A 24586-nucleotide genomic window follows, 5' to 3' on the forward strand; every position below is an offset into this window, starting at 1 on the left:
CATGGCAGATTTACGAATTGACTTAGCAGGGATTAAATCACCGAATCCATTTTGGTTAGCATCAGCGCCACCGACCAATTCGGGCTATCAAGTGCAACGTGCATTTGAAGCGGGCTGGGGCGGCGCAGTGTGGAAAACGCTTGGCGAGCCGATTTTAAATGTTTCATCACGCTTTGCGGCTGTCAGCTTTAACGGACAAAGAGTAGCGGGCTTCAATAATATTGAGCTGATTACAGACCGTCCATTAGAAGTTAATCTGAATGAAATTCTTGAAACGAAAAAAAGGTTTCCCAATCATGCGATTATCGCTTCCTTAATGGTGGAGCCACAGCAGGAAAAGTGGCATGAGATTGTCAAAAAAGTAGAAGCTGTTGGAGTTGATGGACTAGAGCTGAATTTCGGTTGTCCGCATGGGATGGCGGAACGGGGAATGGGATCCGCCTCTGGTCAAGTCCCTGAATTGGTTGAAAAGCAGACATACTGGGTGAAGGAAGTTGCACGCACACCTGTTATCGTCAAGCTGACGCCGAACATAACGGATATTACGGTGACGGCGGAAGCGGCAGTGCGCGGCGGGGCAGATGCTGTAAGTATGATAAATACGATCAACAGCTTGGCAGGTGTCGATCTGGATACATGGAATACGGTGCCGCATGTTGGCGGGAAAGGGGCACATGGTGGATATTGCGGGCCGGCCGTCAAGCCGATTGCGCTAAATATGGTCGCGGAATGTGCGCGGAATCCCCTCGTCAATGTTCCTATATCAGGTATTGGCGGGATTTCAAACTGGCAGGATGCTGCAGAATACTTGCTGATGGGTGCAACAGGCGTACAAGTTTGTACAGCAGCGATGCACCACGGATTCAGCATTGTCGAAGATATGATAGATGGGTTGAATAATTATTTGGACGGAAAGGGCATTGCCAAGGTGACGGATTTGGTCGGTCAGTCTGTGCAGCGCTATTCTGACTGGGGTGACTTGGATCTGAACTACAATATTGTTGCCCAAATCAATAATGATGTCTGCATTAACTGTAATAAGTGCTATATCGCGTGTGAAGATACGTCACATCAATGCATTGACCTGTACACAGAGAGTGGCCGTCCAATGTTGAAAGTGCGTGAACAGGATTGTGTTGGCTGTAATTTATGCGCAATTGTATGCCCGGTAGACGGTGCGATTTCGATGATTGAAAGAAAATCTACGATTCCGCCGATGACCTGGAACGAACGTCAATCACTTATGAGCAAATTTACTCGATAAAAAGCAGCCCGGTTTTTGGTGCAAAGTGAAAAAGAAGAGAATTGGTTGTGCGTTAACTGGAAATCCACTAAAAGGAGAGACATGTATGGCGAATGGCGGAGATTATTTAAAATCCCCAGATTTACTTCCAGTGACACATCAAAAAAGAAGCGTTGGCACATTTGGTTTTGCGGTGATTTGGATAGGAATGGCGATCGTTTTAGCTGCCTTTGCAATTGGCGGCTCAGCTATTATGAGTTTGTCTTTGCCGATGGTAATTTTAGCGACTTTAGCCGGTTCTCTATTAATCGGCGTATTCATGACGTTAATCGGTGATATCGGCGTTGAGCACGGCTTGTCCTTCCCGGTGTATATGCGTGCCCCGTTCGGCACAATCGGCACACATATACCTTCGCTCGTCCGCGGAGTGACAGCAGCTTGTTGGTTCGGGCTTAACACCTATTTTGGCGCGTTGGCCATCAACGGGATTTTGAATTTATTATTCGACTTCAATAATTGGTTTTTATGTTTCCTGGTGTTTGCGGCATTACAGTTATACAACACATCACGCGGCATTAAAGCCATTGAGCGTTTTGCGGATTTTGCAGCGCCGGTTATTATTTTAATATCGTGCTGGATGTACATTACACTTGCCGATCAAGCAACGGTTCAAGGGAAAGATGTGTGGGCTTGGGTGGAATCTCCGACAACAGGGGTAGCGGCTTTTACAGCTTTCATGGTTGTGATGATGGCGAACATGGGGTTCTGGGCGACATTGGCAGCTGATATGCCGACACTTTCACGTTTCTTTAAAGCACCAAAAAATGAACGGAATTGGTTCAAGCGTAATAAAACGCAGTTAGTCGGCTCTTTGATTGTGATGCCGATTACGAATACATTTATCGTAACGATAGGGGCAGTAGCTTACATGGCAACGGCCTCTGCTGATCCGATAAATGCCTTGCAGCATAGTGCAAGTGGAATTATACTGGGGATTTTATTGCTAATGATCGTGTTGGCGCAATGGTCAACAAACACATCCGCAAACGTTATTCCCGCAGCAACGATTTTCTCGAACATCGGAGGACCGAAAGTGCCATTCTGGGCTGCTGTCATCATCGCGGGGATCGTCGGGGTTTTAGCACAGCCATGGAGTCTGTTTGGCGTGTTGGTCGATGCGCTATTAATTATTGGCGGTATTTTAACAGCAATTGTAGGAATTTTGTTTGCCGATTATTATTTAATTCGTAAACGTCGTGTGAACGTAAAAGATCTATACGAGTTAGACGGCCAATACAAGTATATGAACGGCTTTAACATGGCAGGGCTATTTGCTTGGATCATTGGTGGAGCAATAGCAAATATGTTCCCGACGTATTCTTCATTGGTTGGCTTTTTCGTTGGGGCGATTGTCTACTATGTGCTGGCAAAATATTGGTGGTTCAAAAAGTACCCGCAAGCTGAACTGGATAATCCGAGTGATGCGGAGTATTTAGGGATTACAGTTGGCCACGACTGGGACGATATCGTCGTGCAGGAGATGGAAGGAAAAGGTGTTAAATAGAAAAGCGGGGTGTTTGTATGTCGGATCATTTGTTAAGTTTGGATGAAATGAAACAAGTTGACGGCTATTTAGCCAGTGGCTTTAAGGTCCATTCTGTACGTGAAAACTTAAGTGGCACGTTCGTCGAGTTTAAACGGCAGGAAGAAGAAGTTTGTTTGCAGATTACGACTGCCGAAGCACGTAAATATTTTGCGGCAAAGCTCCTGGAACAAACGCTGTAGCAAGAAATTAATGGTTAAGACTCTATTCCAGTACGTTCTAGAATAGAGTCTTAATTATTCGGCCATATACACGTTTTCTGCTTCTCTCTTGGCAACACCGCGGTGAATCGGATCCCCGGATAATTGTTATTGAATTGCAGCCTTTACGAGCGCTAAATCCTCCACTAATAATCCATACAAATTAGGCCGGCGCCTGACGGCTAGAGGGTGGTAGGCGACGGTAGTCGGATATCCTTTTACTGCATGCCAACTGCCGCGCAACCCCTTTACTTCAACTTCAGCATTTTCGAAGAAGGATTGTACAGCGACATTTCCTAAACATAGGATAAGCTTTGGTTTTTGAAGTTTGAGCTGTTCATCCAAATGACGGTGCATGCAGATTTTTCGGGTGACATCTTTATCATATTTTTTGATTGGTCTTCTCTTTAAAATGTATGTAACGTAAATCTGGTTTTTATCCAAACCGACCTCATGCACGGCTTGCTGCAATGTCTGCCGCGTGCCGCACACCATTGGATTACCTTCACGATCTTCACGGGCACCTGGATTATCGAGAATCACCATGATTGGTGCCTTCGGATTTCCTTCTCCCCATACCATTCGTGTTCCTTGTTGATTAAGGCCGCATTCCTCGCAATTGAGCTCGCTTGCCGGTGTCGGATCCTCCGGCCAACTTTCTGGGCAAAATGGCGTCGTCATTTTCATCACTCTCCTAACAGAATAGAATGCCCTTTGCACAGTTAATCATGCATGGATTTGATTTCTTGATCAGAAGAGTTAGACTATAATGAAAGATGAGTAGAGTGTGTAAAGGGAGGGGAAATCATGCTACTGCAAGAGTTAGCTGTTGAGAAAATTGTCGCCAGTTTGAAGGGTGACCCGTACGTGAAGGCGATTTTTCTAAAAGGATCGATGGGTAGGGGAGAGCATGATGCGCATTCGGACGTTGATCTTTATTGCTTGGTGGACGAAGCAGACAAGAAGGAATTTCTCGCTAACCGGGTGGAGCATTTACGGGCGTATCGCGACATTATCTTAATGGAAGATATTTTTATTGTCGCTCCTCAAATTATCGCGGTGTTTGATAATATGTTGCATATTGATTTATTCACAGTAACAAAGGAAACGTTTGTCGGCGGCGACTATTTTAAGGTGCTCTATGATCCTAATCATTTGATGGATGAATTTAAGTAGTTGCAAGGGCTGGCGTTGACGGAGACAGAATATCGGGACAATGTCATGGACGTAGGGTGGTTTTTATTCCAATACTCGAAGTCGGCGGCTAGGGGAAATGACATTTGGTCCGTTCGGATGCTGACGAATGTCGTGCATCATTTAGGGAGGGTGCTTCTCTATCGATATGCACCAGAAAGGGCGAAGTTGGGGTTGAAAACGATTGAGCAGTCGTTGCCGGAGTCGGTCGTAGTGGAGTTAACGGAAATTCTGGAGTTCATTACGCCTGGAGAGCATGAGCAGGCGGTGGGGCGGATTGGACGTTTGTTGGAGCGGGAGTATGATTGGATTCGGTTGCAGTGGAGTGAAGAAAGTGAGCAGATGAGGTTCGTGCGGATGATGATTGATAGGTATGTAGGAGGTAATGAATGAGGTAATAGGTTGAGTCAGTTGCAATGTGTCTGAGTATTTAAATATTATATTAATAGCAATTATGATAGACTAATTGCAAGCGGAATACTAGAAGAGGAGTTGGGTAACATTCATCCATAAACAAAGAAGCGTTCCACTTATATTGGAAGGGCTGGAGGCGGTGATAAGGCGATTGCCGAGCCACCATGAAGCGATTCCTGCTTTGCGTTCGAAGCATGCAGCGGTACAAGCGGGATTTGGCGGTGAGCAGGAATTGGACAAAGTGTTTGAGAGCTATGCTTTTGGAATGAAGCATGGTGTTTTTCATGATTTATCGCTAGCATCTAGTACATATTTTCAAGTGGACACGCTTTTCATCACCCCATGGTACGCGGTTTTATTCGAGGTGAAAAACATTGCGGGCGAGCTAACGGTGACAGAAAATCCGCCGCAATTGATTCGCGTGTTAGATTCCGGACAGGTAAGCGGGTTCAAAAGCCCGATTGCCCAATTGGAAAGCAACTGTGAGCTATTTCGAGACTGGCTGTACAGCCGAAATGTTTCATTGCCAGTGTACGGCGCTGTCGTCCTTGCGTATATTAAGCAGCGCATCGAAGTTTTCGACACAAATATCCCTATTTTATTCCCAAGTGCGGTCCCCACATTCATCCGCAAACTGCCGACAACTTCCCCATTGTTGGACGACGAAGCTTTTGCCAACCTATTATCGCAGCTAGGCAGTTCCCATCGTCATTTTATTCCTTCTCCTATTTGTGAAACGTATTCGATTCGACGTAGCGACATACGTACGGGCGTGATTTGTCCGGGGTGTGGGTTTATTGGCATGGAGAAATATATGGGAGGGTGGCGCTGTCCGTCGTGCGGCGGGACAAGTCGTGATGCGCATAAACAGGCCATCCGTGACTGGTTCTTATTGTTTGGAGGTGGAATGAGGAATAAAGATTGTCGGGAGTTTCTGAAGGTTGATCGGCAGCAAACAGCTCATCGTCTATTGGCATCCATGGATTTAGAAGTGGAAGGGGCTAAACGAAACAGGTCATATACCATGAAATTTTTTATGGAAAGCAAAAAGCGCACATGATATTTTAACGGGTTCGGTACACGGGGAGAAAACATTAAATGACATAGCATTTGGGGACACAATTCGCATATGAATTGGTGTCCCTGTTTTTGTTGTTATATCAATGTTTAAGGTGTTTTCTTGAAAGAATTCGCACTATAATTGGTAAAAAATTTGCAACATGGCATAAATTTATGTGCCATTGCTAATTACCTTGTTAAAACACTTGTTAATTGGTTGGATAGCATGGTTACCGTAAAAATAATTAGTATGAAATAAATTAATAATTCAAAAGATAAAAGATGTTATGTGTTAAAATAGATTATAAGTAGATAAATTATTCAACAAACGGAGACAAATAGTGGAACATGTTATCGCAATAAACGGGAGGACGATTAAAAATGGAAACAATTGAATTGCCGAAAGTCCAATTAAGAGAATTAACCGTAGATGATGCTGAAGAGCGTTATCAATGGTGTTTAGATAAAGAAGTAACAAAACATCTAAATATGCCGGAGAAATATCCACCATTTAGCAGAGAAGAAACTCGAAATTGGATTAAATTGTGCATTGATAAAGCGAATGGATATGAACAGAAAGCAATTTTAACTGACTGGGGTAAACATATCGGATGGATTGACTTAAAGAACATTGATACATTAAATAAACACGCGGAATTAGGGATAGCCATAGGTGATAAAGAATATTGGGGCAAAGGTTATGGATTATCTGCGATGCAAGAAATGTTGGTGTGGGGTTTTAATGAATTATCACTTAATAAAATTTGGCTTAGAGTAGAAGTTGATAATGAAAAGGCAATTAAGTCTTATAGAAGAATGGGTTATGTTGAAGAAGGAATTTTAAGACAAGATCGATTAAGAAATGGGGAGTTTATCGATCGTTTAAGAATGAGTATTCTTAAACGTGAGTTCTTCAACCAAAGGGCACGATTGTAGAGCGAGTAATACGTAAATACGGTAAGTAAAAAACGCACAGACGTTATGTGCGTTTTTTATTTGCTTTTTCTACTGTTAATTGTTGTTTAAATCATACGTTAATTGGGTTACTAATTCAGTTGCGTTTATGCGTTTTCTCCCCATCAACCGAACCCGTTAATGATATTTGTGCGCTATTTTGATGGTTATATGCCGAGTCGGTGATAAAGTGCAGAGAGTCGGTGATAAACTCGTTCCAGTCGGTGATAACACCCCGAGAGTCGGTGATAAAGCCACTCGAGTCGGTGATAACTCTCGGGAAGATGGTGATAAAGAAAACCGCCTATGAAAAGGTGCTCTAGATCAGCGCAACCTGTTGAAAAATGCCGAGTCGGTGATAAAGTGTAGAGAGTCGGTGATAAACTCGTTCAAGTCGGTGATAACACCCCGAGAGTCGGTGATAAACCTACTCAAGTCGGTGATAACACCCCGAAAGTCGGTGACAACCTAGCGAGCCGCCACCTCAATCAACCCACTCTCCACCAAAAATTCCTCCGCGACCCTTTCAACCATCATGCCGTCATTGTCGACTTTGGCGTTCATTTTTTGCATCGCTTCTTCGTCGATCATGCCTTCGAGCTGCTTTAACACCTCTTCGATTTCAGGGTACTCCTTCAGTGTTTCTTTCCGTACGAGCGGGAGCGCGTGGTATGGAGGGAAGTAGGATTTGTCGTCTTCTAACACGCGCAAATCGAATTCCTGTAGCTGGCCATCTGTCGTGTAGGAATTGATGACGTCAACTTCACCGGCATTAATCGAGCGGTACATGATGCCGTGATCCATGCCGTTCACACCCTTGAACTTCAATCCGTATTCCTTCTGGAAGCCGGGCAAGCCGTCGGGGCGGTCGATGAATTCGAAGACCGCGCCCAATGTGAAATCTTCGGAATGGGCAGCGAAATCACTGAATGTGACGACGCCAAGTTCTTCCGCTTTTGATTCGTCTAGCGCAAGGGTGTACGTGTTGTTGAAGCCGAACGTGTTGAAAGCAACAATACCGTCTTCAACAACGAGGCGCCTTGTCTTTTCCAACGTCTCTTCGGCGTTCCCCGGCTCTTCGTGATAATAGTTAACGACAATCGTCCCCGTATAATCGGGAATGACGTCGATATTGCCGTTCAGCATCGCGTTCCATACGACGTTCGACCCGCCGAGGTTCTCTTTATAAATGACTTTAATATCTGTTTTATTCTCAATTAACTGCCCCATGACGTGGGACAAAATAATACTTTCCGTATTGTTCCGTGAGCCGAGCGTCAATGAATCTTCTTCAATGAAAATACAGCCCGCAAGCATGCTCGCGACAACTACAGCGAGCAGCAATGCAATGAATTTCTTCCTCATTCCGTCTTCAACCCTTTCGGCGTCGTCCATCGTTCAACCGAGCCGAAGAACAGTTCGAGAATGATCGCAAGCAATGCGGCAGGAATTGCGCCTAGCAAGATGAGCCCGTCAATTCCGCGTGTAATTCCGAGGAAAATGAAATCGCCAAGTCCGCCTGCGCCAATGAAAGCGGCAAGCGTAGCATTTCCGACGTTAATGACGGCGGCTGTCCTAATTCCGGCCATGATAACGGGAATCGCGAGTGGCAGCTCGACTTTAAAAAGAATTTGCGCGCTCGTCATGCCCATACCTTTAGCAGCTTCCCGCGTAGCCGGGTCGACGTCCATAATTCCTGCGTACGTGTTTCGGGCAATTGGCAGAAGCGAATAAAGGAAAAGTGCAGCAATCGCTGTTTTCACGCCGATGCCGAAAATCGGGATCATGAAGCCGAGCAACGCGAGGCTTGGAATCGTCTGCATGACGCCTGCGCCGCCGAGAACGAGTGTCGTTAGTTGTGGAACTCGGGTTACGAGAATTCCGAGTGAAACGCCAAGAACGATGGCGATTAACATCGAGAAGAACACGAGCTGGATATGGACGGATGTCGCCTCAAGAACTTCTCTCCAGCGCATTTGTGATTGTTCGGTCAACTGTTGCCAAATCGATAAATTATTCATATCGCAATCGCCACCGGTTCCGTCCACTGGCTGGACAAGGCGGATAACAATGAACCGCGTGTTACAAGGCCGACAACCTTGTTCGTTTCATCTACGATTGGAATTAGGCCAAACGGTGATTCATCCATCATAATGATGGCATCTTTTGCAGAAGCTGTGTCGTGTAAGAAGAATCGTCTGACCGGCTGCATAATTTCTTCGATCGTACGAATAGTATTCACACGCTTAATGACGTCGTAGGCAGACACGATACCTTGTAAAGCTTTTGATTCATCCACGATGATGAGATCTGTAATTTTCCTCTGACGGATTAGTGAAATCGCCTTTTCAGGAGAACTTTGAGGATGAGTCGTAACGACCGAATCGGACATAATGTCGAGCACCGGCATCAATTCAGGGTTTTGGATGATGCGATGCTTACCTATGAACTCCTCAACAAAACCGTGGGCAGGTTCATGAAGTAATTTTTCTGGAGTGTCCAACTGAAGGAGCTTGCCGTCTTTCATAATTGCAATACGGTCACCCATTTTGAGTGCTTCGTCCATGTCATGAGTAACAAAAACAATTGTCTTATTCAATTTTTTCTGTAATGAAATGAGTTCGCCCTGCAACTGCTCTCTCGTAATCGGATCTAACGCGCTAAACGGTTCGTCCATTAAAATGATTTCGGGATCAGATGCAAGTGCGCGAGCGATTCCGACACGCTGTTGTTGTCCGCCGGAAAGTTCTTTCGGATAACGGGTTGCGTAAACTGTAGGATCTAGCCCGACCATTTCTAGTAGTTCATAGACTCTTGCCTTGATTTTATCCGGCGCCCATCCGTTCAACTTGGGAACGATGGAAATGTTTTTTTCAATTGTATAGTGGGGGAATAAACCAATTTGCTGGATTACATAGCCGATACCCCTCCGCAGCTCGGAAGCGACATACGAGTTGTTATCCTTTCCGTTTATCGAAATCTTCCCGCCTGTATGCGGTTCCATTCGATTAATCATTTTCATCGTCGTTGACTTACCTGAACCACTCGGACCGATAAGAACGAGCAGCTCGCCTTTCGGAATCTCAAAGCTAATAGAATCAACAGCTTTGAACCCATCTTCATACACTTTACTTACGTTTTCAAACTTAAGCATGAAATCCTCCTATGTTTTTTTACAAAACTACTCGCCACTTGTTTTAGAATGAAAATATAAAACAACGGCTAAAAAAAAGAAGACATATATGCCACCTGAACGAGCAAGTGCCAATGTCTTGAATAATTAGTATAACATACTTTGTGGAGGGAAGTTTTGGAAGGTAGGAGTGCAATGTGTTACAGGACGAGGCGTGGAAGCCCCAGTTAGACCACTATTGTTAAAAGTTGGCGAAGCGGTGGTAAGCCATGCACAGTCGGTGATAACGAGCCGTGAGTCGGTGATAAACTCGTGCGAATCGGTGATAAAGTACTGAAAGTCGGTGACAATGGAAAATGGCTTTGAAAATGAGCCCTTTTACCTACTTAATTTGTTGGAATTTTGGCGAATTCAGTTGTTCTGACATTCGCAATTGTTGAAAACTGCCGAATCGGTAATAAAGTGCGCTTGAGCGGTGATAAACTTGTGTCGAGCGGTGATAACTTATCGATAAGCGGTGATAAACCGTCTCTGAACGGTGATAACCATTGATGGAGCGGTGATATCCTCGCCATCTCGATGATAAACTTTTCCAACCTATCCCGACAACATTATAATGAGTGTAGAAAGGGTGTGCATCGGATGGAGATGAATATTTTCATCGTGGAGGACGATCAAGCAATTTACAATTCACTCAAAGAAAGGCTTGGGCAGTGGTCGCTGCATGTTTCGGGTCCAGAAGATTTTCATGATGTGATGAAGTCTTTTATTCAAACAAAACCGCATCTTGTCATTTTGGACATTCAGCTTCCAGCGTATGATGGGTTCCATTGGTGCCGGGAAATCAGGGCGGTTTCGAAAGTACCGATCATCTTCCTCTCGTCGCGAGATCATCCGATGGATATGGTGATGGCAATGAATATGGGTGCGGATGATTATATTCAGAAGCCGTTCCATACAGATGTGCTGCTTGCGAAAATCCAGGCGACGCTCCGTCGTACATATGCGTATACAGAAGAGCCGGTGGACGTAATTGAATGGAATGGCGCGATGATTGATATGAAGCGCAGCGTGATCCGTGTCAAAGGCAATGAAGTGGAACTGACGAAAAACGAATTTTTCATATTGACGGTTCTTGTTCAGGCGAAAGACGAAATTGTGTCGCGCGACGAGTTAATTCGCAAGCTTTGGGATGATGAGCGATTTGTTAACGACAATACGTTGACGGTCAATGTGACGCGGCTGCGCCAAAAGCTTGCAGACATCGGACTTGGTGACGCGATTCTCACAAAAAAAGGAATGGGATATATGGCGGTCAGCCTGTAGGGGGGATTCGATGTTCATTGCATATTTGAAAGATATGAGAAGCTGGATATTCCTGTTTGCCGCGTCTCTCGCGGTGACTAATTTATTAATTTTAATTGATAAAGGGCTCGCAATGAAGCTAAGTTCCGTCGTTTACCTCAATCTGCTACTCACAGCAATTTTCATCACATTCCTCATTTGGCGCTATAAAAAAGAGACGCGATATATGAAGGGACTACTACTGTTAGCAGACGAACGTTTGCATGATTGGCAGGAAGGGCTGCCAGAACCGATTTTCTCCCGTGATGAAACGATGAATGAGCTGTTGCGGCTAGTTGCAAGTGATCATTTGAAGAAGCTTTCGGAAATAAATGCCGCAAACCTCATGGAAAGCGATACTACCGCGGCATGGGTGCATGAGGTGAAGGCGCCACTGACGTCGATGAAAATGTTGATCGATGCGAATCGGCAAGATCCCCTTATCCGAAAAATCGAGTCTGATTGGCTACGGGTCCATTTACTTATCGATCGGCAACTTTATATTTCACGCCTGCCGTCGCTTGAAACGGATTATGTATTGGAGAAAATTAAAGTGCAGCAGCTCATTACACCTGAAATCCGTGAACTGCGATCTTGGTGCATCGAGAAAAATATCGCAGTGGAAATCGAAGGCGAGGAGATGGAAGTGACGACGGACAGCAAATGGTGCCGATTCATTATTCGACAGTTATTGACGAACGCCGTGAAATACAGTCCGGATGGCGGCGTCATCAACATCCGAACTATCCAATCACCGGGAGGACATGTAGTTTTATCGATTAAAGACGAAGGTCCGGGAATCCCGTCTCACGATCTTCCCCGTGTTTTCGACAAAGGGTTCACCGGGAGCACAGGAAGGCTTCATAATGCGGCGACCGGAATCGGATTGTATCTTGCCGAACAAGTTGCATCGAAAATCGGGATTTCCTTGTCGATTGCGTCCGAGCTGAATAAAGGAACGACGATGATCATGACGTTTTCCACAGAAAATGAATTTGACGCAACCCGAACATGACAATAATGTCACATTGGCCAACCTGTTTGTCATCTGAATCGCACGACCAGAAAAAATCCGCCCGATACAATTAGGGGACAGCAAACAGGGAGGGGACAAGGATGGAACAATATAAAACGGTTTTACACGCACAAAATGTACGCAAATCGTTCGGGACGAGGGGCAATGTGCAAGAAGTATTGAAAGGAATCGACTTGCGAGTGATGGAAGGGGAATTCGTCGGAATTATGGGGGCGTCTGGTGCCGGGAAAACGACGCTTTTGAATGTCCTGGCGACGATTGACCGCACGACGGAGGGCTCGATTCTCATTGAAGGCACTGATATTTCGAAGATGAAGGACCGTGAACTATCCGCATTCAGGCGCGATAAATTAGGGTTCATCTTCCAAGATTACAATTTGCTCGACACGTTGACGGTGAAGGAGAATATCTTGCTCCCAGTATCGCTCGGCAAAATGAAAAAGCGAGTAGCAGAAGATCAATTCAACACGATTGCCGATATTTTAGGCATCAAAGAGTTGGCGGATAAATATCCACACGAAATTTCCGGAGGGCAAAAGCAGCGAACTTCAGCAGCGCGTGCGCTCATTAATAAGCCATCGATGGTATTCGCGGATGAACCGACGGGCGCGCTTGACTCGAAATCTGCATCTTCCTTGCTCGGAACACTGGAAGAAGTGAATAAACAGCGCGGCGTCACGATTATGATGGTGACACATGACCCTGTCGCATCGAGCTATTGTAGCCGAGTCGTCTTTCTGAAAGACGGTAATATTTACTCTGAACTGTATCGTGGTGATAAAACGAGACAAGCCTTCTTCCAGGAAATCCTGAACGTGCAAGGTATCCTCGGGGGTGACAGCGTTGACGCTCTTTGACCTCGTCATCCGTAGCATGCGGAAAAACATTAAGCATTATTATTTATACTTTTTCGCGCTCATTTTTAGCGTCGTCTTGTATTTCGTTTTTGCGACATTGCAGCATGACCCTGCGGTAGTTGCGCGATCAGGCGGCAGCATGGGGGCAGGGTTTAAAGCTGCAGGAATTTTATTGTTATTCATTGCAGGAATATTTGTCGTCTATGCTAACGCGATTTTCTTGAAAAGAAGGAGCCGTGAAATCGGGCTGTACCAATTAATTGGCCTGACGAAAGGTTCTGTTTCCCGTCTGTTAATTATCGAGAATACATTGTTGAGTACCGGAGCATTAGCTATCGGGATTGGCATCGGAATTCTCGTATCGCGCGTATTTTTATTATTGTTAATGAAGCTTATTGGATTTGACGGATTTATCGAAGTGACATTTTCGCCGGCGGCAGTCGTTCAGACAGTGATTGTATTCCTTGGGATTATTATTCTCACGTCTATTCAAATGGTCGTTGCGGTCTACCGTAACACATTGCTCGGATTATTCAATTCCGAGAAAACCGGTGAGCATCCGAAAAAGCCGAAAGCGTTCAGGTCAGCCTTTCTTGCGATTTTAGGGATAGCACTCATCGCGTTCGGTTACTGGTTATCCGGCCGGATGATCAATGCCTTGTTTTTCTTTAATATGCTTGCCGTTCTATTTACTACAATTCTCGGAACGTACCTCGTTTTCCGAGTAACGATTAGCTGGTTGTTTTACCAGATCCGGAGACGGAAACAAGGTCATCTTAGTTTGAGTAACAGTTTATCGCTCGCGCCGATTATGCATAAAATGAAGGCTAATGCAAATTCTTTAACGATCATTACGGTATTATCCGCAATGACGCTGACGATGTTAGCGGGTGTGTATTCTCTTTATTATTCGACGGAAAAAGAAGCTCGCCTTCTTTATCCATTCGATTTTTCATTTGATGATTTTTGGTATGAGGACGGACAAGGCGCTGCCGAGAAATTCGTCAGCGAACTGGATAAGCAACAGATTACGTATACGTTTTCTGCTATTGAAACACTTCAAGTGGACGGACAATTCGAAGAGGGAAGTGTGCCGGAATGGTCATACAAATTATTCAATGCAAACATTATAAGCGAAAAGCAATTACAGCAAGCGGGCTTGAACATTGAAATTCCTGAGTCCGATGGGGCGTATTTTTATGACGCGAACATGTACTGGCTATTAAAAACGATAGAAGTTCCATTGAACGTCAAGCTGACGAATGGTGAGGAAGAATTGGACATGAAAGTTGTGAAGGTAGGCGAAGGAAACGTCATGAATCCTTCGGGAGGAACACAACTTATTGTGAAGGACACGTTTTATCACGAATTAAAAGAACGTTTTTTGGACGATGAAAGCAGTGCTCGCATAGCAAACGTCTATACCATCAATGTGTTGGACCATAATGAGCTTGCCGAAGCTTCCGCAATTTTCATACGTATTAATAAAGAAGATAACCAGTTTGGATATGATTACTATTCCCGATTGGCTTCCGGGATGGAGAACAACGGTCTATTCATCTTTATTTCTGGCTTCTTAGGCCTCGTGTTCCTCATTTCGACAGGTAGTATTTTGTACTTTAAGCAAATGACGGAGGCTGAACAGGAGAAAAACAGCTACGCGACATTGCGCCAACTAGGTTTCACGGTGCAAGACATTATGCGCGGCATCGTCCGTAAGCAACTGTTCGTCTTCGGCGTACCGTTAGTAATTGGATTGGTGCACTCCATTTTTGCGATCAAGTCCGCGTCATTCATATTCATGTCCGATATTACATTGCCCGCATCTATCGCAATGGGTATCTACGCGCTCATTTATCTTGTTTTTGCATTCTTGACGGTCGGGTACTATCGGAAAACGGTGAAGGCCGCGCTATGAGCATTGGAAAAAGGTTTGGAATGGCCATTTCTCTCATTTGATTACATGTTTAGGTTTTAAGCAACCTTCTGTGGAGTATTTTAATTGGATAAATATGGTCAAACGGTGATAAAGTGCCGCTAAACGGTGATAAAGTCGTATCGAACGGTGATAACACTCGCATAAGCGGTGATAAACTGTTACTGAACGGTGATAACCGCACATTCTTAGGCAAAAGCTCAAATAAAACAATCGCTCCGCCATTAAGCAGAGCGATTGTTTTTGGTTTCACATTTCACATTTCCTCAAGCGCTTTCATTCCTAACAACCTTAACGATTCCGTCAAAACGATTGTGACGCTGCGGATGAGCGCCGATCGGTAAGGCAACTGGGCGTGATCTGCCAATACTTGCACATTTCCATAAAACGAATTGAATGCTTGGGCAAGGTCGACAGCATATTTCGCGATAATGGAAGGGTCGAGTTCTTCTGCTGCACGTTTGACGGCATGAGGGAATTGTTCGAGTAACTTAATTGTTTCCCATTCGTGGTCATTCACTTCGCTTACGCTGAATGAAGACACGTCACCAGCCTTACGCAAAATCGAGTGTGCCCGTGCGTTGGCATATTGGACGTACGGACCGGTTTCGCCTTCGACTTGCAGCATCGCTTCCAAGTTGAATTCGATATCATGTTTCCGGTGTTGCTTCAAATCGCTGAAAAGGATAGCGCCGACACCGACGGCTTCAGCAACTTCGGATTGATTGCCAAGCGTCGGATTTTTCTCCTCGATGTTTTTCTGTGCGAGATCGATCGCTTCTTTCAAAACTTCCTCGAGTAAGACGATTTTACCTTTACGCGTCGACATTTTCTTGCCACCTTGCAAGATAAGTCCGAACGGTACATGCACGATTGTCTTTTCCCATTCATGCCCCATTTTACCGAGCACTTGCTTCACTTGTGTAAAGTGGAGGCTTTGTTCATTCCCAACGACGTAAATGGATTTGACGAAATCATATTTGTTTTTGCGATCAATGGCGGCTGCTAAATCGCGTGTTGCATACAACGTCGCACCGTCCGATTTTTTAATTAAACATGGCGGCATATCTTCTTCTAGATCCACGACCATCGCGCCGTCAGACTCGACTAATAAGCCTTTATCCTCAAGCTCCTCCACGACAGGGTCCATTTTGTCGTTGTAATAAGCCTCGCCGTTGTACGAATCGAATCCTACCCCGAGCAGATCATAAATCCGTTGGAATTCCTTCAATGACTCGGTTTTGAACCATTCCCACAGGGCAAGTGCGTCGGAATTGCCGTCCTCAAGCGCTTTAAATGCCGCGCGTCCTTCATCGTCCAAGGTAGGATCCAGCTCTGCTTCTTCATGAAACTGGATGTACAGCTTCAGCAATGTCTCGATTGGCGCATTCCGGACCTCTTCTTCATTGCCCCATTTCCGGTAAGCAGTGAGCAGCTTCCCGAATTGCGTGCCCCAATCGCCGATGTAGTTGATTTTCACCGGCTGATAGCCATTCTTTTCGAGCAATAAAGCAATGGAATTCCCGATAACCGTGGAGCGCAGATGCCCCATGGAGAACGGCTTCGCGATATTAGGAGAGGACAAATCAATCGTCACGACACCGCCGTTTCCTTCATTCGATGAACCGTACGTGGTAGATTGCTCCAAAATTGTTTGAAGGAGAGCAATAGCAATGCTTTCACGGTTCACAAAAAGATTGACGTACCCATTCACCGCTTCGGCTTTACGAATTAATGGGTGCTTAACGGAAGATGCGATTTCTTCCGCAATAGCAACTGGAGATTTCCGTAACACTTTCGCGAACGGAAAACATGGCAATGCAAAATCGCCTAGCTTTGATTGCGCTGGGCGCTCCAACATATGCTCCTCCAATTGAACCGGGCTGACTGTCTGTAAAGCTTGCAAAATATCATTTTTCATTTACATGAACCCCTTTTTACGTAAAATAAAAAGCCTTCGATCTCAATAAATGAGACGAAAGCTTGTTCCGCGGTACCACTCAAATTGCCCCTATTAGTTTGGATAGAGGCCCCTTTCTCCTAACGGCGAGACACCGGCTTCTCCTACTTCATTCAGAAAAGCATCTCGGAAGTGCGCTTCATGAATCCACTCCGCCAGGCTCCCACCAACCCCGGCTCGCTGCAGAAGTGATGACCCATTACTCTCTTCGTCATCGATATTGTAGTTGAATGTATCAAAACGTTGCTCGGGTGTCAATGGGCTTTAAGCGTAACCTTTATTCAAAACGTCCGTCTAATTTGATGACTAGGAGGTTATGACATGAAACATAGTTTAATAATTTTATTGGGTGCGGTTATGTTATTGGGTGGATGCGGAACGTCAGAGATAGACGGGACACTGAAAAGTGGTTCTGTGGTAGCGAGTGAATGGGAGATGTTAAAACTAGTAAGTGACCGCGAAATCATTGCCGAGTTGAAACAAACTGCTAAAGAGACGCCTGCGAGGGATAAGGCAGTTGCAGCGCAAGCGGACTTCCCTGAGTTTGAGGGGCAGTCAAAAGAGCATGCTGAAGATATGGCAGTGCAAATGATTGAGGGACCTGCCGCAATGGAAGCAATGGAGAAGGTTTACGGCCCAAATGGCATATACAATGATGGAGTCATCTTTTTTGAAAATCAGTCAAACGGGGCAGAGCAATCCGGCATATGGATTGGGATAAAGAATCCGGATGAACGTGTTCAGCAATTGCTCGATCAGTTACAGCCGAAAGTAGACGCTGGTGAGATTTTGGCGGAACCAATCTACATATTCCGCAGCCCTCATACGGAAAAGGAACTGAATGATTTGCAGGAGGAAGTGGCCGCAGCATTGAAAGGGATGTACTCGAAAAAAGGTTCCTACGGGCTATACGTCAACACAATTACAGGCGATATAGAGATCACCCACGACTTCTTGAAAAAGGAGCAACAAGATGAGCTAAAACAATTATTCGTCGACCATACGATCAATTTTACACAAGATGGAAAACTGGTCGCAGAGCCTGGAGAGTCGAGCATTATTGAACCTAAGGAAACATTTACGGATAGTCCTGTGGATGATGGTGGATTCATCTTGTCCGCTGGGGAAGGGCAAATTTTTGTCGCAGGTGGAACGGAAGGTGCTACCTACTACAAGTTCCCAGAGGCAGACAAGCTGAAGGTTGGCCAACGTGTGAAAGTGGAAGCTTCTGGTGGCATTATGGAATCCTATCCGGCCCAAGGGACCGCGAAATTTGTTGAAGTTATGCCCAATTATAAGCCGGTAAATGCCGAGATTTCCGAGTCCGAGGCTGTAGCAAAAGTATTGGAAATGGACGATGCGAAATCAGAAATGGGCTTCGTTTTGATTGATGATGTTACTTATGATGAAAAAGAAATGAAGTGGATTTTCACAGTTTTGAAAAATGAAGGGGAAGCAACAGTGGAAGTTGAAGATCAGTAATTCGGTCAATGGGTTTTCAATGTAACCTTTAAACGAATATTCCGTCTAATTAAGTGGATGGGAGGTTTTGGAATGAAATATTGCGTATCAATTCTTTTGGGTGCTGCTTTGTTATTGGGAGGATGTGAAGATTCTGAAATGGGCGCATCTCCGCAAAACAGCTCTGTTGAAGACAGCGGATGGCCAATGTTGATAAAAGTGAGTGGACGCGAAATTATTGCCGAACTAAAGCAAACCGTTGAAGAGACGCCTAAGCGGGACGAGAGGGCCACTTTTGAAACGCCCCCTGGGGTTGAGGAGCCTTCGAAAGAAACGATGGAGGATTTGAATGTCAAAGCAATCGAAGGGCCAGCTGTCTTCGAGGCAGTGGAAAAGGTTTACGGCGAGGGTGGGATACATCATGAAGGCGTCATCTTCAACGAATATCAGACGAGTGGTGCTGAGCAATCCGCCGTTTGGGTCGGGATTAAGGAGCCAGATGAACGTGTTCAACAATTACTAGATCTATTGCAGCCAAAAGTGGATGCAGGCGAAATCCTAGCGGAAGCGATTTATATCTTCCGCAGTCCTCATACGGAAAAGGAACTTTACGACTTACAGGAGGAAGTTGCGCAAGCATTGAAAGGGATGCAAACGAAAGGGGGATCATTTGGTCTATACGCCAATGTTGTCACTGGCGATATTGAAATCACACATGATTTCTTGAGACCGGAGCAACAAGAGGAGCTGCGAAAGATGTTCGCCGACCATACGCTCAATTTCGAGCAAGATGGAAGGATGATTCCGGAGCCGGGGCAATCAAGAATCATTACTCCTGAACAAACATACACGGATACTCCGGTTACGGAAGGTGGATTTATTCTGTCTGCCGGCGAAGGGAGATTTTTTGTCGGAGGCGGTACTGAAGATGTCGTGTACTACAAATTTTCAGAAGCCGATAAGCTGAAAGTCGGCCAACGTGTGAAAGTGGAACGTTCCGGGCCGATTATGAAATCTTATCCTGGACAGGGGACTGCAAAGTTTGTAGAGATCTTGCCGGATTACAAGCCAGCGAATGCGAAGCTTTCCGAGTCGCAAGCTGTTGCGAAAGTATTGGAGATGGCGAGTGAGAAATTATCGAATGGCTTTTCTGTCATTGATGAAGTTTCCTTCGATGAGAAAGAAAAGAAGTGGATATTCAAGCTTTGGCCGGAAGACGGCGAAGGTGCGTTGGAAGTTAAGGATCAGTAATGAGGTAGGCAACCGTTCTTTTTATAGGAGCGGTTGCTTTTTTATTGGGGAATATTGGGCGAGTGGTGATAAAGCGTGCCTAAGTGGTGATAAACCTCGGTTGAGCGGTGATAACAGTCGTTTAAGTGGTGATAAACCCTTCGTGAGCGGTGATAAAGTGTGTCTAAGCGGTGATAAACGCCTAAAAGTCAGTGATAGTGTGTATTTATCTGAGGAACTTGGTCAAGTAGCAGCCCTATCATTATCCAAAGGTTGCAACAAGTTTACCAAAAAATACTTGGAGAGCTTTGAGTATTCCAATAGTGTTAGAAATCGGGGAGAAATGAATTGTTTTATTGAAAATTTCTTAGAAATAATCAAGGATGCCTTGAGAGAAATGCTTGAGGGATTAAGTGAGAAGCGAGAACTGTTAGCGATGGCGGTCGATAAAATAGAAAACGATTCTAATTTATTGGAATCGGGACGTAAAATATTTATGTTTGTATTGGCCCAAAACCACTTTTTCCATTTTAGTCAAGGTGTAACGGTTAGTGAGCTTTCAGATGTTATGCAATTATCAAAGTCGACTATCAGGAAGATTGCTAAAGAATTATTAGACTTATCGTTGATTGAGCAGAAAGGTATTAGACCGGCGATATACTCGATAAAACAAGAATACTTTGAAAATTAATCAAACTAGAGGACGACTACGATAACAGTTTTATACTGTGTCATTTGTTGTCCTCTTTTATATCTGTGTCAAAGTGGAAAGCTGTTTTAGCAAATGAGTAATAGTGGTCATAATGATGTCTTTGGGAGAAGGGAAGATACCGTCGCAATGAATTATAAATATCTTTCTACCTATTTACGATTCAACCACAACATGTTAGGGTAATAGTTGTACATAACATACAACATATAGTATCGAACGATGGAATGGTACCGTTATCGGTTTAAAAGGGAATCCGCAAATCGGAGCTGTCCCCGCAACTGTAAACGTAGACGACCGTCTCAAAACCACTGCAGCATGAGCTTGCGGGAAGGGGAGATGGAAGGAAGAAGCGTTAGCCAGTAGACCTGCCGTCCATCGTCAAGCAACACTTTCTTCGGGGGTTGAGAGGTGGAAGCGAGCGGGTATTTTGCTTTCATTTTTCAGGCGGAGTCCCGATCTGTTTCCTAATCAAAATCCATGAGCGATGACTCTACCGAAAAGGTGGAATCATCGCTTTTTTATTTATTAACAATAAGGAGATGGATTTGATGGCAACGATTTTTGAAGCAACAGGCGCAGCTAACATGATGGACAAGCTATTAGCTGAATTCGGGGCGGACAAACTGCAACCGCTTGTAACGGCGAGCGAACGTTGGAAGGAGCGTAATCCTCAGGCGACCGACGCCGATTGGTCGAAAGCGATGATTTTGGAGGCACTCAGCAATATTGACGAAGTATCCGCCTATTGGACATTCGTCGCTGCGCGGATTTATTTGCAGGAAGTTTATTCCCGTCAGGAAAGTGTAAGAGGGGCAAAAGCATATACGAATTTTGCTAATAATGTAGAGCTGCTCGTCAAGAAAGGCTTGTATACGTCTGTTTTGATTGAAAAATATTCACGTGAAGAGTTGGTTCAGCTCGGCGAATTTCTGGAGCCGGAAAGGGACGAGCTGTTCACATACATAGGATTGAAAACATTAGTAGATCGATACGTTGCGGTTGATTTTAATAAACAGCCTGTCGAATTGCCGCAAGAACGATGGCTCATTATTGCGATGACGCTTATGCAAAATGAAAAGGAGAACCGTCTTGAAAAAGTGGCGGAAGCGTACTGGGCGATGAGCAATCTGTATATGACTGTTGCGACACCAACGCTTGCGAACGCTGGGAAGCCGCACGGTCAGTTGTCGAGCTGCTTCATTGATACGGTCGACGATTCACTTCAAGGTATTTATGACAGCAATACCGATATTGCGAATCTATCGAAATATGGTGGCGGTATCGGTGTGTACATGGGCAAAGTCCGTTCGCGTGGTTCCTCCATCCGTGGTTTCAAAGGGGCTTCAAGCGGCGTCCTTCCGTGGATTAAACAACTGAACAATACAGCCGTTAGCGTCGATCAGCTCGGCCAACGCCAAGGGGCGATCGCCGTTTATCTCGACATATGGCATAAAGACATTTTCACATTCCTCGACCTGAAGCTGAACAACGGGGACGATCGCTTGCGTGCGCATGATATTTTCACGGGCGTCTGCTTGCCGGATCTTTTCATGGAGCAAGTCGAAGCACGTGGTGACTGGCATTTATTCGACCCGCATGAAGTGCGGACTGTAATGGGGTACTCATTAGAAGATTTTTATGATGAAACGAAAGGTGCCGGTTCGTTCCGTGAGAAGTATGAGGAATGTGTCAATCACCCTGAATTGACGAAGGAAACTGTGCCGGCGATTGAAATTATGAAGCGCGTCTTGCGGAGCCAGCTCGAAACGGGGACGCCGTTCATGTTTTATCGCGATGAAGTGAACCGGGCGAATCCGAATAAGCATGAGGGAATGGTCTATTCAAGTAACCTCTGTACAGAAATAATGCAAAATATGAGCCCGACCGAATTCGAATCCGTCACACTCGAAGACGATATCGTCGTCACCCGTTCAAAGCCTGGCGATTTTGTCGTATGCAATTTATCATCCGTCAATCTAGGACGCGCCGTTCCCGCGGACGTATTAGAACGTCTCATCACAATCCAAGTGCGCATGCTCGACAACGTCATTGATTTGAATAAAATACCGGTCGTCCAGGCGCAGCGGACGAATGCCCGATACCGCGGCATCGGGCTCGGGACGTTCGGTTGGCATCATTTGCTCGCACTGAAAAACATTCAATGGGAATCGGATGAGGCGGTCAATTATGCGGATGAACTGTATGAGAGAATTGCTTACTTAACGATCAAAGCTTCAATGGAATTGGCGACTGAAAAAGGGGCTTATCCTTTATTCGAAGGTTCGGATTGGCAAACCGGGCTGTATTTCGATCAGCGAAACTACGACTCGAAGGAATGGCGTGAGCTGCGCTTCGACGTTGCGACGAGCGGCATCCGGAATGGTTATTTAATGGCGGTTGCACCCAACAGTTCGACGTCTGTCATTGCGGGATCAACGGCTTCCATTGATCCAATTTTTAAACCGTTCTATCACGAGGAAAAGAAAGATTACAAGCTGCCGGTCATTGCGCCTGATCTCGACCATAACACATATGACGTGTACCGCCGCTCCGCGTATATTGTCGATCAGCGCTGGTCCATCAAGCAGAATGCCGCAAGACAGCGCCATATCGACCAGGCGATTTCATTCAATATTTACGTGCCGAACAACATCCGCGCTTCCGTCCTCCTCGACTTGCATATACAGGCGTGGAAATCGGGCATGAAAACGACGTATTACATGAGATCGACGGCGTCTGACATCGAGGAGTGCGAATGGTGTCATTCCTAATTGCCTATGCATCGTGGAGCGGAAATACGGAGGAAGTGGCGCAAATCGTAGAGGAGACGCTGCTGTCGGAAGGAATGGATGTGGCTGTGCATCGGATTGGAGTCGGTCCGATGCCGGATCCGCGCCGCTTCGATGTGATGATCATCGGTTCATTTACATGGGATAAGGGCGCTACACCTGATGAAGTGAGAGATTTCGTCGCGGATATTGGATATAAACCGGAAAATGTCTATGTTTTTGGGACAGGAGACACCCAGTTTGGAGGGGACGAGCTGTTCTGCCAAGCGGCCGTAAAGCTCGCTCGGTTTTATGAATCAACATATGAGCCTTTGAAAATCGAGCAAAGTCCTCGTGGCACGCAAGAGAAGAACGTCATTGAATGGTCGAAAGGAGTAGTTCAACATTGGCAACACTTACACGCGTTAAAGTGCTGAATCCGGCACAACCAAATAAATCGACAGCGATATTCGGTGGGGAAGCGAGCGGCATTCTGAACTGGAATGACCTTGCACATCCTCATTTCTACACATTGCGACAACGAATCCGTTCCCTTTTTTGGACGGCGAATGAAGTCGATATGACGCAAGACGTGAAGCAGTTCCCGAATTTATCGAAAGCCGAGCAGGAAGCGTTCCTCAAAATTATCGGACTGCTTGCGACGTTAGACGGACCGCAAACGGTCATTGCCATGAAAATCGCGGATTTCGCAACCGATCCTTCGGTGAAATCAATTATGGCAACAATCGCTGATCAGGAGAGCGAGCATAACCATAGCTATGCGTACGTACTGTCATCTGTAACAACGCTCGACAAGCAAATGGCTTCATTTGAAATGGGGCGTACCGACGAAGTGCTTATGAAGCGGAATGAACGGATTGTCGAGATTTATAATGAGTTTGCGGAAAACCCGACAATTGAAACGGTGTTAAAGGCGATGGTATATACGACGTTGCTTGAGGGGTTGTTCTTCTATAGCGGCTTTGCATTTTTCTATAACCTTGCGCGCCATCAGAAAATGGTCGGCACGTCGACGATGATTTCGTATATCAATCGGGACGAATTGCAGCACGGCAAAGCGATCAGCGACATTTTTCGCGCCGCACTCGCCGAAAACCCGGAGTACAATACCGAAGCTTTCACAGAATGGATTTACGATCAATTCCGCCATTCCGTCGAACAGGAAATTATTTGGAGCCGCTATGTGCTAGGGGAGATTGATGGAATCGATCTAGATGAAATGGCGGGCTACGTGAAATATCGGGCGAATAAAATGCTGCGTATGCTCGGCCTAAGCGAAATTTATCCGGAATTCACGGACAACCCAATGAAATGGATTCGCGCGTATGTCGACAACTTCGACGATACGAAAACGGATTTCTTTGAACAAACGTCACGGCAATACGTGAAAACGAGTGACTTGAATGGGTTTGATGATTTATAAAAAAAGAAAAGAACGCTAGCTATTATTCATAGCCACGC

Annotated in this window: 23 protein-coding genes, 1 riboswitch and 1 other annotated feature; of the genes, 17 read left to right on the forward strand and 6 right to left on the reverse strand. The window is 45.4% G+C overall.

Features of this window, described 5'->3' with window-relative positions; all coding sequences use genetic code 11:
- Position 1: 1 nt before the first annotated feature.
- The 3 genes from preA to QM454_RS07370 all read left to right on the forward strand — a co-directional run bounded on the left by preA (position 2) and on the right by QM454_RS07370 (position 3028).
- Positions 2 to 1264 (forward strand): NAD-dependent dihydropyrimidine dehydrogenase subunit PreA, encoded by a 1263-nt coding sequence (gene preA, locus QM454_RS07360; RefSeq protein ID WP_432363376.1) that lies wholly within the window; start codon positions 2 to 4, stop codon positions 1262 to 1264.
- 85 nt (positions 1265 to 1349) lie between these two features.
- Positions 1350 to 2807: an NCS1 family transporter gene (locus QM454_RS07365; RefSeq protein WP_432363377.1), complete on the forward strand. Its 1458-nt coding sequence runs from the start codon at positions 1350 to 1352 to the stop codon at positions 2805 to 2807.
- 17 nt (positions 2808 to 2824) lie between these two features.
- On the forward strand, positions 2825 to 3028 hold the full coding sequence (locus QM454_RS07370) for a hypothetical protein (RefSeq protein WP_432363379.1): 204 nt from the start codon (positions 2825 to 2827) through the stop codon (positions 3026 to 3028).
- A gap of 126 nt (positions 3029 to 3154) precedes the next feature.
- Here the strand turns inward: QM454_RS07370 and QM454_RS07375 are convergent, their stop codons facing one another.
- Positions 3155 to 3727 carry a uracil-DNA glycosylase gene (locus tag QM454_RS07375; RefSeq protein ID WP_432363381.1) on the reverse strand — a complete coding sequence of 191 codons (573 nt, stop codon included), beginning with the start codon at positions 3725 to 3727 and terminating at the stop codon, positions 3155 to 3157.
- A 126-nt stretch (positions 3728 to 3853) separates the two neighbouring features.
- On the opposite strand from QM454_RS07375, the gene QM454_RS07380 reads away from it, so the two are divergent.
- The 4 genes from QM454_RS07380 to QM454_RS07395 all read left to right on the forward strand — a co-directional run bounded on the left by QM454_RS07380 (position 3854) and on the right by QM454_RS07395 (position 6649).
- Positions 3854 to 4222 carry a nucleotidyltransferase domain-containing protein gene (locus QM454_RS07380; protein WP_432363383.1) on the forward strand — a complete coding sequence of 123 codons (369 nt, stop codon included), beginning with the start codon at positions 3854 to 3856 and terminating at the stop codon, positions 4220 to 4222.
- A gap of 15 nt (positions 4223 to 4237) precedes the next feature.
- A complete protein-coding gene (locus QM454_RS07385) occupies positions 4238 to 4633 on the forward strand; it encodes a hypothetical protein (protein ID WP_432363385.1) in 396 nt (131 codons plus the stop codon).
- A gap of 172 nt (positions 4634 to 4805) precedes the next feature.
- Positions 4806 to 5714 (forward strand): NERD domain-containing protein, encoded by a 909-nt coding sequence (locus tag QM454_RS07390; RefSeq protein ID WP_432363387.1) that lies wholly within the window; start codon positions 4806 to 4808, stop codon positions 5712 to 5714.
- Between the two features lie 389 nt (positions 5715 to 6103).
- A complete protein-coding gene (locus QM454_RS07395; RefSeq protein ID WP_432363898.1) occupies positions 6104 to 6649 on the forward strand; it encodes a GNAT family N-acetyltransferase in 546 nt (181 codons plus the stop codon).
- 486 nt (positions 6650 to 7135) lie between these two features.
- On the opposite strand, the gene QM454_RS07400 is transcribed toward QM454_RS07395, so the two are convergent.
- The 4 genes from QM454_RS07400 to QM454_RS07415 all read right to left on the reverse strand — a co-directional run bounded on the left by QM454_RS07400 (position 7136) and on the right by QM454_RS07415 (position 10396).
- A complete protein-coding gene (locus tag QM454_RS07400) occupies positions 7136 to 8032 on the reverse strand; it encodes a glycine betaine ABC transporter substrate-binding protein (protein WP_432363389.1) in 897 nt (298 codons plus the stop codon).
- On the reverse strand, positions 8029 to 8688 hold the full coding sequence (locus tag QM454_RS07405; protein WP_432363391.1) for an ABC transporter permease: 660 nt from the start codon (positions 8686 to 8688) through the stop codon (positions 8029 to 8031). The genes QM454_RS07400 and QM454_RS07405 overlap by 4 nt, the downstream gene beginning before the upstream one ends.
- Entirely contained in the window at positions 8685 to 9821 is a 1137-nt protein-coding gene (locus QM454_RS07410) for a betaine/proline/choline family ABC transporter ATP-binding protein (RefSeq protein ID WP_432363393.1), read from the reverse strand. The genes QM454_RS07405 and QM454_RS07410 overlap by 4 nt, the downstream gene beginning before the upstream one ends.
- A gap of 365 nt (positions 9822 to 10186) precedes the next feature.
- Positions 10187 to 10396 carry a hypothetical protein gene (locus QM454_RS07415; RefSeq protein WP_432363394.1) on the reverse strand — a complete coding sequence of 70 codons (210 nt, stop codon included), beginning with the start codon at positions 10394 to 10396 and terminating at the stop codon, positions 10187 to 10189.
- A gap of 46 nt (positions 10397 to 10442) precedes the next feature.
- Here QM454_RS07415 and QM454_RS07420 point away from each other — a divergent pair, with 46 nt between their 5' ends.
- The 4 genes from QM454_RS07420 (at position 10443) to QM454_RS07435 (ending at position 14955) form a co-directional block, all read left to right on the forward strand.
- Positions 10443 to 11126, forward strand: coding sequence for a response regulator transcription factor (locus QM454_RS07420; protein ID WP_432363396.1), 684 nt, complete (start codon positions 10443 to 10445; stop codon positions 11124 to 11126).
- Positions 11127 to 11136: 10 nt separating this feature from the next.
- The gene (locus QM454_RS07425; RefSeq protein WP_432363398.1) at positions 11137 to 12159 is read left to right on the forward strand and encodes a sensor histidine kinase; all 1023 of its coding nucleotides are present in this window, start codon (positions 11137 to 11139) and stop codon (positions 12157 to 12159) included.
- Between the two features lie 101 nt (positions 12160 to 12260).
- The gene (locus QM454_RS07430; protein WP_432363400.1) at positions 12261 to 13037 is read left to right on the forward strand and encodes an ABC transporter ATP-binding protein; all 777 of its coding nucleotides are present in this window, start codon (positions 12261 to 12263) and stop codon (positions 13035 to 13037) included.
- Positions 13024 to 14955: an FtsX-like permease family protein gene (locus QM454_RS07435; RefSeq protein WP_432363402.1), complete on the forward strand. Its 1932-nt coding sequence runs from the start codon at positions 13024 to 13026 to the stop codon at positions 14953 to 14955. Before QM454_RS07430 ends, QM454_RS07435 begins: the two co-directional genes overlap by 14 nt.
- Positions 14956 to 15229: 274 nt before the next feature.
- On the opposite strand, the gene argS is transcribed toward QM454_RS07435, so the two are convergent.
- Positions 15230 to 16894: an arginine--tRNA ligase gene (gene argS / locus QM454_RS07440; RefSeq protein ID WP_432363404.1), complete on the reverse strand. Its 1665-nt coding sequence runs from the start codon at positions 16892 to 16894 to the stop codon at positions 15230 to 15232.
- A gap of 47 nt (positions 16895 to 16941) precedes the next feature.
- Positions 16942 to 17157: a binding site (T-box leader), on the reverse strand.
- 97 nt (positions 17158 to 17254) lie between these two features.
- On the opposite strand from argS, the gene QM454_RS07445 reads away from it, so the two are divergent.
- The 6 genes from QM454_RS07445 (at position 17255) to QM454_RS07470 (ending at position 24548) form a co-directional block, all read left to right on the forward strand.
- Positions 17255 to 18415 carry a DUF3221 domain-containing protein gene (locus QM454_RS07445; RefSeq protein ID WP_432363406.1) on the forward strand — a complete coding sequence of 387 codons (1161 nt, stop codon included), beginning with the start codon at positions 17255 to 17257 and terminating at the stop codon, positions 18413 to 18415.
- Positions 18416 to 18487: 72 nt separating this feature from the next.
- Positions 18488 to 19645 carry a DUF3221 domain-containing protein gene (locus QM454_RS07450; RefSeq protein ID WP_432363408.1) on the forward strand — a complete coding sequence of 386 codons (1158 nt, stop codon included), beginning with the start codon at positions 18488 to 18490 and terminating at the stop codon, positions 19643 to 19645.
- Entirely contained in the window at positions 19620 to 20315 is a 696-nt protein-coding gene (locus QM454_RS07455; protein ID WP_432363410.1) for a hypothetical protein, read from the forward strand. Before QM454_RS07450 ends, QM454_RS07455 begins: the two co-directional genes overlap by 26 nt.
- Before the next feature lie 228 nt (positions 20316 to 20543).
- Positions 20544 to 20723, forward strand: a riboswitch (cobalamin riboswitch).
- Between the two features lie 161 nt (positions 20724 to 20884).
- Entirely contained in the window at positions 20885 to 23107 is a 2223-nt protein-coding gene (locus QM454_RS07460) for a ribonucleoside-diphosphate reductase subunit alpha (protein ID WP_432363412.1), read from the forward strand.
- Positions 23092 to 23541, forward strand: a complete 450-nt coding sequence (locus QM454_RS07465) for a flavodoxin (protein WP_432363414.1) — start codon at positions 23092 to 23094, stop codon at positions 23539 to 23541. Before QM454_RS07460 ends, QM454_RS07465 begins: the two co-directional genes overlap by 16 nt.
- Positions 23487 to 24548 (forward strand): ribonucleotide-diphosphate reductase subunit beta, encoded by a 1062-nt coding sequence (locus tag QM454_RS07470; RefSeq protein WP_432363416.1) that lies wholly within the window; start codon positions 23487 to 23489, stop codon positions 24546 to 24548. The genes QM454_RS07465 and QM454_RS07470 overlap by 55 nt, the downstream gene beginning before the upstream one ends.
- The last annotated feature ends 38 nt before the right edge of the window (positions 24549 to 24586 follow it).

Source organism: Sporosarcina sp. UB5 (assembly GCF_050859005.1).
Lineage (GTDB): Bacteria > Bacillota > Bacilli > Bacillales_A > Planococcaceae > Sporosarcina.